The sequence below is a fragment of the Fodinicola feengrottensis genome (genome assembly GCF_010993775.1).
In the GTDB taxonomy this organism is placed as follows: domain Bacteria; phylum Actinomycetota; class Actinomycetes; order Mycobacteriales; family HKI-0501; genus Fodinicola; species Fodinicola feengrottensis.
Genome location: NZ_WOTO01000035.1, coordinates 31,303 through 41,288, shown reverse-complemented (window position 1 = coordinate 41,288; position 9,986 = coordinate 31,303). Strand labels below are relative to the sequence as shown.

Sequence of the window (9,986 nt, the reverse complement as noted above, 5' to 3'; positions counted from 1 at the left end):
GAGCGTCGATAGAGCGCGCTCTAGAGGGGGCTTCTAAGGCGTTGTAGCACTGATCGCAAAGCTTACGGTACACGGTGTCCGGCCCGCTGGTCGCTAGCGGGTCGGCACATCGTTCACCCTCGGCCTGCAAGCACAGCTCGCAGATAGCCGCATCGTTCAGCATAGTTCACCCTATCGCTGGCGCCCCGCCATATTACGGGAGCGCCTGATTGGCCGGATCAACATTCGATGTCCTGCCCGCAAGACACGCAGTAGGTCTTGCCATCTTCCAGCACCGGCAGGTCGCGGATCTCGGTCCGGCTGGTGACCTCGCAGCGGACCTCTTCGTCGGTCGCGGTGTGCTGTGTGGCGGTCATTTTTACTCCCTGTGTCGTCCTGCGCTGCGTCCTGAGATCAGAATACCCGTTCTCGGATCATTGTCAACCCTTGACGGATCAAAAATGATCCGGTAGAGTCCTTCTCATGGCCGGCCAGCTGCGGTGACAGCTTCCCGCAGCTGGCTGGTATCCACTTGAGAGACAGGACCCGACATGACCCCCAGCGAGGTACTTGTAAAAGCCGCCGACCTGATCGACAAGCACGGATGGTGGGACGGGCAGGGTGACTTGCCGTCGCCCGGCGGAAGCCTCTGTGCCGCGCTGGCTATCCGGTGGATCGCTCCAAACAGCGACAGCTGGCCAATCCAGCGGGCCGCCTTCGCACGCCTGGCGGATTTTGCCGGAATTCCGCTCAACGACGGCAGTCTTGCTATAGCTGACTGGAACGACGCCCACACGCACGTCGAAGTCGTGACCGCGATGCGCGCAGCGGCTGCGGAGTGACCGCGCTGGTTCCCGTGCTTTGCAAGCACGCCGCAAAGGGAAAGCCACCCATCAAAACTGGCTACGCACTACCGCCCGGTTCGTCGATCTGCACTCCCGATTTCAAATGTCCGGACGGTCGCGTCCGCACCCATCACACGTAGGGAAGGTGCGCCATGATCTTTTCCGCAATCCTCGTGGTATTTGCCGGCCTCATGACGCTATCGCTGATTCTCCGCCTATGGGCTGCGATTCAGGCACGGCGCCCTCTGGTCGTCACGTACCAGGTTCCGGCTGACGTGGCGGAGCACTTCCAGGCGTGGGAGCGGGAGTTAGTGCCGTGACCGAAATCTACGTGTGGTTCTGGGACCATACACCGGCATGGACGTTCGAGATATTCCAATCAAGCCGCACGGTTTTCGTTCTGTTCGCGTGCATCTTGATGTACGTCCTGGTTCAGGTGGCGACTCAGCGCGAGCTATCCGATTCCGCCGCATGCTACGCGAAGACGAAGCCCGCGACACCCTGGCGCCACTCGCTGACCGACTCGCCACCCTGGGACACATCCGAGATAGCCGGGCGGCGGATCACACTCACGATACGCGGAGAGCGGCATGACCATCACCGATTTGATTGACGAGCTGTGCGAGCTGGACGCGACGCTAAGGGACAAGGCCGACGCGAGTCTGATCCTGTCTCGCGAAGCGGGAGCCGGCAACGATGGTTCGCGTCTCTTCGGCAAAGTCGAGGCATACCGCCACGCAGCGGACTTGGTCAGCGCCCTGAAATTCCGTGTGAGACAAGAGGAAGCGGCGGCACGAGGGCTGACGGTATTCGCCGTGGCCGAAGGCAGTTTTTGATGACTGGAGACGGCAGTATGACGAGCTACGAGGTCGGGACCACGGCGCTGTATCGGGGCAAGTACCGCGAACGTCAGACCGACGGACGGTGGTACGACCGCGAGGGCAGCTGGATGGGAGCAGACGCTTCTGTCGGTTGGGGCTACACAGACATCACCCCGCCGGGTCCGCCGTTGCCGGCCGGCACGGTGCTGGACCCGAGTAAGCGGTACGTCCGACGTGACTCATGGCCGGAGTCTACCTGGGTGCAGATCGTGAGTTTCGTTGACGGCGCCTGGCAGGGCCAAGACGTGGACTTCATTGTCTGGCGAACCACTAACGATGAAGACCGCACCTACGTTGTTGAGACGTGCGTATATCGCGAAATCCGGGAGCCCCGAAGCGCACGGCCCGAAACCGAAGCCCGCCCGGAGTGGGCCGTTGTCAAAGGCCCGGCCAGCTGGGCCGCCTACACCGCCGACCGCGACGATGGCGGCAAAGTCCTTGAAGAGTTGCGCCTTCGGCGACGTGAGCTGGTGGCCGCCATGGTCGATGTCGAACGTCTAAGGGCTGACAAGACGGCGGCTCAGGTCATGTGGGATGCGTATCGGGATGAGGCACGGGACGCCGAAAAAGGACGCGCGCTGGCCGAAGCCGAAGCCGACGAAGCCCGTGCGGAATGCACGCGATTGTTCGATCTGGTTATAACGGTCGCTGACGAGAAGTTCGCCGCACGTGACGAACGTGACGAACTCGGACGCAAGCTGGACGAAATACAAGACTTGTGCCAGCAGTACGCAGCTGCTTGTGTCGGCAATCCGGTGGAGTCCGTCCGCCAGGCGCTCGTCAATCTGGACGAGTTCCGCAATGAGGCGCACGTTTTTCGGAGCCGTATCGCCGTCTCGGAGGCACGGCGCAAAGTGAATTTCGCCGATCTGACCCATGTACGCGAAGATCATGACGCGCTGCAGGCTCAGATCACCGAGCACGAGCGCGTGCGCGCTGCTCAGCAGGACCAGATTCGCGCGCTGGAGGCGAAACACGCAGTCGCCGAAACCGCGCTGAAAGATGCGCGGCGGGTCATTAATCGCGGGCTGTCCAAGAAGAAGGCCGCTGCCGACGCACCTGGGTTCTTGACATCGGTCGGTTATTGGTCCGACGAGGCTGCAGCATGGTTCAACGCGAACGTCCAACAGCAAGAGGATTCCCCGTCTGTAGGAAGTTTCACAGACTAGACAGCACAAAGCCCCGACCCAATCAAGCGGCCGGGGCTTCGCGCTAACCGCTAGAACGTGCTGTCACACTGAAATGCGGTGGTGAATCCAGCACCGCCAACGTACTTGTCCTGGCTGACCCAGTCCACGGTGACCGTCTGGCCGGCCGCGACGCTCTCCGATGCTCCCTGCATAGAGGCGACTGGGTTGCCGGCTTTCAGAACCGTGAGCGTGAAGGTGGCGGACATCGTTCCGCCGTTGTCGTTACGCACCCTCGCGGTGCCCCCGAAATCGCCGGTACCGTCGTCCTTGAGGCTCAGAGACAGGATCGTCCAGCCTTTGTCTGTGCGGCTGTCCGTGGCCTTCGTGGACGCCGCTGTGGGCGCAGGACTCGCGCTCGGGGAGCCGGCGCCACACGCCACTACGACGACCAGGCGCCAAGAGACACGCCTAGGCCGGCTAGTATTTTGCCGCGGCGAGTCATCGAGCACCGACGAGAAGCGCATTGAATGTGAGCAGGAACGCGTTCAAGCGTCCGATTGCGCGGTGCTTTCCGCGGTAGACTAGGCGGGTACTCACAGGCGTGCGCCTTTCTGGTCGGACAACATTCGGATAAGGGCAAATCGACGCTCAGCTTCGGCGGCGTCAGCAGGGCACGGAGCGCTGATGAGCTGAATGGCTTCGTCGATCGTTTCGCAACCAGCCTTTTTCAGCGCAACCAGCACTACATGCCGCTGATGCGCAATGCGGTAGGCGTCGTCGATTCGTTGCCTAGGAACAAACATCACGCGGTATCCTCTCGTAACTCGAAATCTCGTGGACGCGTCATGCCGAGTGGTTGCGGCTGTGCGAGCAGCATGGCTGCACGTACTTCGGTCTGAGCTATCTGCGTGTATATCTGGGAGGTGCGCACGCTTTCGTGGCCGGCGCGGCTTCGCTGATCGTGAAGGCGTCCGCGCCACCCTGGCGAAGCGTGGTACAGAACGAATGACGCAATCCGTGCAGCCGCTGGCTGACACCCTGATCCCGGAAGAAGGCACCACATTGTTTGCTGATGTAGTTCCGCCCGATCGAGCCGTACGGCGAAACGCGGCTACGGATCAGCGGTCCGCGCGTACGATGCTCGATAGGTAGCGTGTTCAGGTACCGTTCTATCTCGTCCAGCAGCCACGGCGTCAGCGGCACGTGCCGGGTCTTGGACTTCCCGCGGAGTATCGCAGTCGGGTTCTCGGCTTCCCGTTCTAGGTCTTCTATGCGGCATCGAGCGATGTCGTCCGCTCGCGCCCCGCATCCGCGAGCCATGGCGATGCAGATCCGGATCCGTGGCGGGGCTGCTTCCAGCGCGCGCATGATGGACGGCTCGGGCATCGGGTGCGGGACGGCCTTCGGAACCTTGGGCATGACGATGTCGTCAAAGGGGTTGTCGTCCCGGAGATGCCGGCGCTGCAGCCATCGGTAGTAGCGAACGCCGATACCCAGATGCCAGAACGCCGAACTAGGCTCGCAGTCAGCTAGGCCGAGTTCTCCGCGGGTTTCCTGATAGCATTCGATTTGCTCGGTCGTCAGGGCGTCTAGCGTCGTGCCTACCGATTCAGCGAATTTGCTCAATTTCCGCAAACCCTGACGGTAGCCATAAATCGTGTTGGTAGACAGACGCTGCATCCGCAAGGCGCGGAAATAATCATTCGCCGCCGAGCCCGCTAGATCGTTTTTCCGACGCTGCCACGTAGCGGCCTCTGTGTTTTCGCGCTCCATCGCGCTTACCTCCTGTGCCTTGACCGGCTCAGACGCACAAGCAGCGTCTGAGTAGATGATGATCCTCATCACAGCTTTTTCGATTGAGTCTTTTGGTGGTTGTTGGCTGTCCTAACGGTCATCGTCCGTACGGCTACTACTAGTGAGTATCGCTATCGGCTCATGCTTCCGACTGCCTGCCGCCTTGTCGGCACGCAAATTGATAACTTCACAGCTCTTCGGACCCCGTTGGTCACTCAACGGGCCGCGCGATGGCCTACGACGAGGGTTGTGTTTGCGCAGGTCAGCAAGCCTGAGGTGAGGGTGGAAGCTAGCGGGTTGGTCACTCAACGGCGCAGAACTGTCGTACCCCCTTGTATAAATTGGCCCCCACCCAGATCGGGTGGGGGGTGGGTTTGAGGACGCGCGTAGACGAAAATTTTGCGACTCGTGAGGTTTCTGGGGCTGGTCGGTTGTCGCCGCCAGATCGATCTCAAGAACCCTTCACTTCATACTCGATAGCCAGTGGAGTTGAGACAGACCTCATTTACGAGCGACCCTCGTAAATTTCTCTTACAAGTTGCAGGGTGTCGGCTTCGGAGGCTTTCTTGTCTTCGCGATAACGCAGCACGCGAGCGAATCGAAGGGCCATCCCGCCCGGATAGCGGGTGCTGCCCTGCACGCCGTCGAAGGCGATTTCTACGACCAGCTCGGGGCGTACGTGCACCACCCAGTCGTTCTCGTCGACCGCCAGCTCGCGGAGTCTTTCGGTCTGCCAGGCCAGCATTTCGTCGGTCATGCCTTTGAAGGTCTTGCCAAGCATGACCAGCTCGCCGGTCTCCTCGTCGCGGGCGCCAAGGTGCAGGTTGGACAACCAGCCACGGCGCCGGCCATGACCCCACTCCACCGCGAGCACCACCAGGTCGAGGGTGTGCCGCGGCTTGACCTTCAGCCAGCCGCGGCCGCGGCGGCCGTTTTGGTACGGCACATCGAGGGCCTTGACCACCACGCCTTCATGGCCAGCATCCAGCGCCTGGGCGTAAACCTCACCGGCGGCCTCCGCGTTGTCCACGACCTGACGACTGATCCGAGCCGGCGGCGGGACGACCGAAACCAGCGCCTCCCAGCGCCGCGAACCCGGCTCGTCCAACAAGTCGACGCCGTCCAGGTGCAGGATGTCGAAAAAAGCGGCGGTCAGTGGCATTTCCTTACGCAGGCGCTCCGGGTCACCGCGCTGGCCGGTCCGGCTGGCGGTCACCTGGAACTTGCGCGGTCGGCCGGCTTCGTCGAGTGCGATGACCTCGCCGTCCAACACAACAGTCTGGACCGGCATCGCTCGTACGCAATCGACGACCTCCGGCAGCCGAGCCGTCACGTCATCGAGGCTGCGGGTGAAAAGCCACACCCGCTCACCGTCGCGGTGCGCCTGGATGCGGATGCCGTCCAGCTTGTGTTCCACCGCCGCCGGGCAGACCTTCTCGATCGCGGCGTCGATGTCCGGTGCCGTCCCCGCGAGCATCGGCTCCAGCGCCCGCCCGACCTGGAGCGCGAACGCCTCCAGAGCCGATGCGCCACCGCCCAGCCCGGCCCGGCCGCCGCGACAGCCCGCAGGTCCCCGGACAGCAGGGCCGCCCGTCGTACGAGCCCGATGTCCAACCCGGCCGCCTTGGCTATCGCGTCCACCATCAGCCCAGCCAACGCGCGCCCTGCCGCAGCTCCCCGGTCAGCAACCGCCGCAAATACTCCTGCTCGACCTCGGTCGCCCTGCCGAAAAGAGCGCCGAGCAACTCCCGCCGACGAGCCTGCGAACCAGCACCGGAAGTCTCGCCGATGTCGGCACACGCGGCATCGAGCTCAGCGACCGTCAAGCTGGGCTCAGCGGCCGGCGAGGGCACGTCCTGAATGCTTCGCCACCCCACGCCAATCTGGCGTTGCCGCAGCTCACCGGACAGATAGGCGACCGCGGGCAGCCGCTCGTGCGGTGCCAGCTCGCGCAACACCGCAGCCAGCAGCTCCGCCTTCGCCAACCGGCTGCGGGTGGCGCCCACCGCGGCTGAGGTCTCCACCAGCCTGATCAGCAGCATCCAACGACTCCGACCGTCGAACGAGCCGGCGCGGGCCCGTACGCCAGAAGGTAATGCCAGGTCATGGTCGGTACGGTAGCGCGCAGGTCCGACAGTCGTCGCCAGTCGCGAGAAGGAGTTGCCATGCGTGCCGCCGTCTGCCTGCGAGCCGGTGACCCGGAGGTCATCGAAGTGCGCCATATCCCCCGCCCGGCCATCAAGGACGGCTGGAGTGTGATCGAGGTGAAAGGCTTCGGACTGAACAGGTCCGAGCTGATGACCCGCCAGGGCCACTCCCCCAACGTGGTTTTCCCACGCGTACTGGGGATCGAGTGTGTCGGCGTCATCGCCGAGTCCGCGACTTTGCCGGTAGGCGCCAAGGTCGCCGCGATCATGGGCGAGATGGGTCGCGAGTTCGACGGCGGGTACGCCGAGTACGCGCTGCTGCCCGACTCGCTGTTGATGCCGGTCCGCACCGACCTGGACTGGGAGACTTTCGCCGCGCTGCCGGAGACGTACCTGACCACGCAGGGGTCCCTTGACGTGCTCGGCATCGCCGCCGGGGGACGCTTGCTCGTACGCGGCGGCACCTCGTCCGTCGGGGGATGGCCGCGCTGTCGATGGCTAAGGGCCACGGGGTCGAGACCCGGCCGCCACCACCCGCCGTGAGGACAAGTCGAAGGCGCTGCGGGCCGGCGGCGCCGACCACGTCGTCCTCGACCACGGCGACGATCTTGCCGAGCAGGTCAGGGGAATCTGGCCGGACGGACCGGACTACATCCTGGACCTGGTCGGTGCCCCGACCACCGTCGACTCGCTCCATCTCGTACGTGCGGGTGGCACCGTCTGCGTGAGCGGGATGCTCAGCGGCAGCTGGGCGATCCCGAGCTTCGAACCAGTGGCGATGATCCCGTCCGGCACCAAGCTGACCGCCTATCACAGCGACGATTTCAAGGGCGCCGCCGGCGCGTCGGCACTCCAGCGAATCCTCGACGAGGTCGCCGCGGGGACGTACCAGCCGAACATCGACCGCGTCTTCCGTCTCGACGACATCGTCGAAGCACACCGCTACATGGAGGCCAACCAGGCCACCGGCAAGGTCATCGCCGTCCCCTGACGGGACGCCGCCGGCCAGTAGGCGTCCTTGTGGATAACGCTGGCGGCATCCGATGCCCGCTGTGGACGACGACAGCGGTCAGCAGGCCCGTTCGACTAGCGTTGCGGAGGTCAAGGAAGAAAACCAGCTCAGGGTTATGTACATATACTGATAGTGTATGTACATGATCGCGGGCGCACCGAAAGAGACGACCATGGCCATCTCCGAGCTGTCACGTAACGTCGCCCAAGCCGTCCGGCGGGCCGAGGAAGGCGAGATGATCACGGTGACTCGCGACGGTCTCCCGGTCGCCATGCTCCGCCCGTACGAACGGTCCAACCGCGAGGCGCTCATCGCCCTCTACGCCGACCGCCAGCCCGACCCGGCCTTCGCGACCGCCATCGAAGAGGCGCACGCGGCCATGTGGGGAGAGCCGCCGCGGTGACCAAGGTGCTGTTGGACACCAACATCCTGATCGCCCTGGAGCGCGGAAAGCTAACCCTCGAAGCCGCGACTCAGCCGCAGGACATCGACGTGGCCGTGTCCGTCAGACGCTCGGTGAGCTGGGATACGGGGTCGAGCGCGCCGACGACGCCCATCGGGAGCAGCGTCGTCGGTTCCTCATGCGCGCAATCGAGACGTTCGAGGTCGTCGACTACACCATCCCGGTGGCCCTGGTGCACGCTCGCCTCGCCGCCGCGACCGCTGCTCGTGGGCTGACGCGCAGTCGCCCTGACCTGATGATCGCCGCGGCCGCCGTCCACACCGGCCGCGTTCTCATCACCGCGGACCGGGACTTCGAGCCCATCGCCGACCTCAAACTTCGCCCAGTCCTGCTATAGAAAGTCAGAGCTGGGAGAGTTTGTGCAGGAGAAGGGTCTCGGCGAGGCAGACCTTCTCGAATTCGCCGAGATGCAGGCTTTCGTTGGGGCCGTGGGCACCGGAGGCGGGGTCTTCCACGCCGGTGACCAACAGGGCCGCGCCGGGGAAGGCGTCGGCGAATTCGGCGAGGAAAGGCACCGACCCACCGATGCCCATGTTGACGGGTTCCACGCCCCACACCTCGGCGAAGGCCTCCCGAGCCGCGTCGTAGCGTGGGCCGGTGGCATCGATCGCGTAAGGCTGGCCGATCTCACCCGGGTCGACGGTGACCTGCACATTCCACGGCGCGTTGTCGAGAAGGTGCTTCTCCAGCGCCGCGAAGGCGTCCTTCGCGTCGGTGCCAGGCGGCACCCGCAGGCTGACCTTGGCACGCGCGGAAGGCTGCAGCGTGTTCGACGCCTTGGCGGTGGCCGGCGAGTCGATGGCTAGCACGGTGACCGACGGCTGGGTCCAGACCCGGCTGGTCAGCGAACCGCTGCCGATCAGGTCGACACCGTCGAGCATGCCTGCCTCCTCGCGCATCCGGTCCTCGGGGATGTCCAGGTCACTGTCCGGTGCCGCCGCGAACCCCGGGATCGCGACGTTGCCCTCGTCGTCGTGCAGGGTCGCCATCAGCCGGCACATCGCGGTCAGCGCGTCCGGCACGGCGCCGCCGAACATGCCGCTGTGCACGCCCTTCTCCAGCGTCCTCACGTTCACGTAGCAGTCGACCAACCCACGCAGGCTGACCGTCAGCGCCGGCTGGCCGATGGCCCAGTTGCTGGAGTCGGCAAGCACCATCAGGTCACTGGACAGCTGCTCCTTGTACGCGGCGAGGAACTTGCCAAGCGTCGGCGAACCGATCTCCTCCTCACCCTCGACGAAGATGGTCACGCCGACCGGCGGCTTGCCGTCGTACGCCCGCAGCGCCGCGAGGTGCGCGGCGATCCCGGCCTTGTCGTCGGCGGCACCACGCGCGTACAGCCGGCCATCGCGTTCGGTCGGCTCGAACGGCGAGGTCTCCCACAGCTCTTCCGCCCCCGGCGGCTGCACGTCATGGTGTGCGTAGAGCAGCGCTGTCGGCGCGCCTTCGGGCGCCGGGAACTTCGCCACCACGGCCGGAGCACCGTCGGGCACCGACAGGATCTGCACGTCGGCGGCCCCGACCCTCACGGAACAGCTCTGCGACCGCCTCGGCCGACTGGCGCACAAACGCCTGGTCGAAGTCGGCGACGCTGACACTGGGGATGCGGACCAGCCGCTCCAGGTCGGCTCGTACGGACGGAAGCACCCGCTCGACAGCGGCACGCAGCTCGGACACCTGGGAATCGTTGTCAGTCACGAACCCAAATCCTAGTGGTCTTCCGCCGGCGGCCACC

The 9,986-nt window shown here is 64.6% G+C and carries 11 protein-coding genes and 2 pseudogenes; 7 read left to right on the top strand and 6 right to left on the bottom strand.

The features are described 5' to 3' along the window. Positions 1-218: 218 nt before the first annotated feature. Entirely contained in the window at positions 219-356 is a 138-nt protein-coding gene (locus GNX96_RS28850; protein WP_163571007.1) for a hypothetical protein, read from the bottom strand. 174 nt (positions 357-530) lie between these two features. Here GNX96_RS28850 and GNX96_RS28845 point away from each other — a divergent pair, with 174 nt between their 5' ends. From GNX96_RS28845 to GNX96_RS28835, 3 genes are all read left to right on the top strand, one after another. Continuing rightward, positions 531-821, top strand: coding sequence for a DUF6197 family protein (locus GNX96_RS28845; RefSeq protein ID WP_163571006.1), 291 nt, complete (start codon positions 531-533; stop codon positions 819-821). A 593-nt stretch (positions 822-1,414) separates the two neighbouring features. Further along, positions 1,415-1,660: a hypothetical protein gene (locus GNX96_RS28840; protein ID WP_163571005.1), complete on the top strand. Its 246-nt coding sequence runs from the start codon at positions 1,415-1,417 to the stop codon at positions 1,658-1,660. Further along, entirely contained in the window at positions 1,660-2,874 is a 1,215-nt protein-coding gene (locus GNX96_RS28835) for a hypothetical protein (RefSeq protein ID WP_163571004.1), read from the top strand. Before GNX96_RS28840 ends, GNX96_RS28835 begins: the two co-directional genes overlap by 1 nt. Positions 2,875-2,924: 50 nt before the next feature. Here GNX96_RS28835 and GNX96_RS28830 read toward each other — a convergent pair whose 3' ends face one another. The 4 genes and pseudogenes from GNX96_RS28830 to GNX96_RS28815 all read right to left on the bottom strand — a co-directional run bounded on the left by GNX96_RS28830 (position 2,925) and on the right by GNX96_RS28815 (position 6,671). Further along, positions 2,925-3,125, bottom strand: coding sequence for a hypothetical protein (locus GNX96_RS28830; protein ID WP_279581744.1), 201 nt, complete (start codon positions 3,123-3,125; stop codon positions 2,925-2,927). A 303-nt stretch (positions 3,126-3,428) separates the two neighbouring features. Then, the gene (locus GNX96_RS28825; RefSeq protein ID WP_163571002.1) at positions 3,429-3,641 is read right to left on the bottom strand and encodes a hypothetical protein; all 213 of its coding nucleotides are present in this window, start codon (positions 3,639-3,641) and stop codon (positions 3,429-3,431) included. A gap of 94 nt (positions 3,642-3,735) precedes the next feature. Then, positions 3,736-4,677 carry a tyrosine-type recombinase/integrase gene (locus GNX96_RS28820; protein WP_163571000.1) on the bottom strand — a complete coding sequence of 314 codons (942 nt, stop codon included), beginning with the start codon at positions 4,675-4,677 and terminating at the stop codon, positions 3,736-3,738. Positions 4,678-5,134: 457 nt separating this feature from the next. Next, a pseudogene (locus GNX96_RS28815) lies at positions 5,135-6,671 on the bottom strand (ATP-dependent DNA ligase). A 171-nt stretch (positions 6,672-6,842) separates the two neighbouring features. Between GNX96_RS28815 and GNX96_RS55945 the strand changes: the two are divergent. The 4 genes from GNX96_RS55945 (at position 6,843) to GNX96_RS28800 (ending at position 8,588) form a co-directional block, all read left to right on the top strand. Further along, positions 6,843-7,319, top strand: a complete 477-nt coding sequence (locus GNX96_RS55945; protein ID WP_390624169.1) for an alcohol dehydrogenase catalytic domain-containing protein — start codon at positions 6,843-6,845, stop codon at positions 7,317-7,319. 16 nt (positions 7,320-7,335) lie between these two features. Further along, a complete protein-coding gene (locus GNX96_RS55940; RefSeq protein WP_279581770.1) occupies positions 7,336-7,767 on the top strand; it encodes a zinc-binding dehydrogenase in 432 nt (143 codons plus the stop codon). Between the two features lie 193 nt (positions 7,768-7,960). Beyond that, positions 7,961-8,191: a type II toxin-antitoxin system Phd/YefM family antitoxin gene (locus GNX96_RS28805; RefSeq protein WP_163570998.1), complete on the top strand. Its 231-nt coding sequence runs from the start codon at positions 7,961-7,963 to the stop codon at positions 8,189-8,191. A 118-nt stretch (positions 8,192-8,309) separates the two neighbouring features. Next, positions 8,310-8,588: a type II toxin-antitoxin system VapC family toxin gene (locus GNX96_RS28800; protein WP_163571147.1), complete on the top strand. Its 279-nt coding sequence runs from the start codon at positions 8,310-8,312 to the stop codon at positions 8,586-8,588. Between the two features lie 4 nt (positions 8,589-8,592). Here the strand turns inward: GNX96_RS28800 and GNX96_RS28795 are convergent. Further along, positions 8,593-9,928, bottom strand: a pseudogene (locus GNX96_RS28795) (M20/M25/M40 family metallo-hydrolase). Positions 9,929-9,986: the final 58 nt, after the last annotated feature.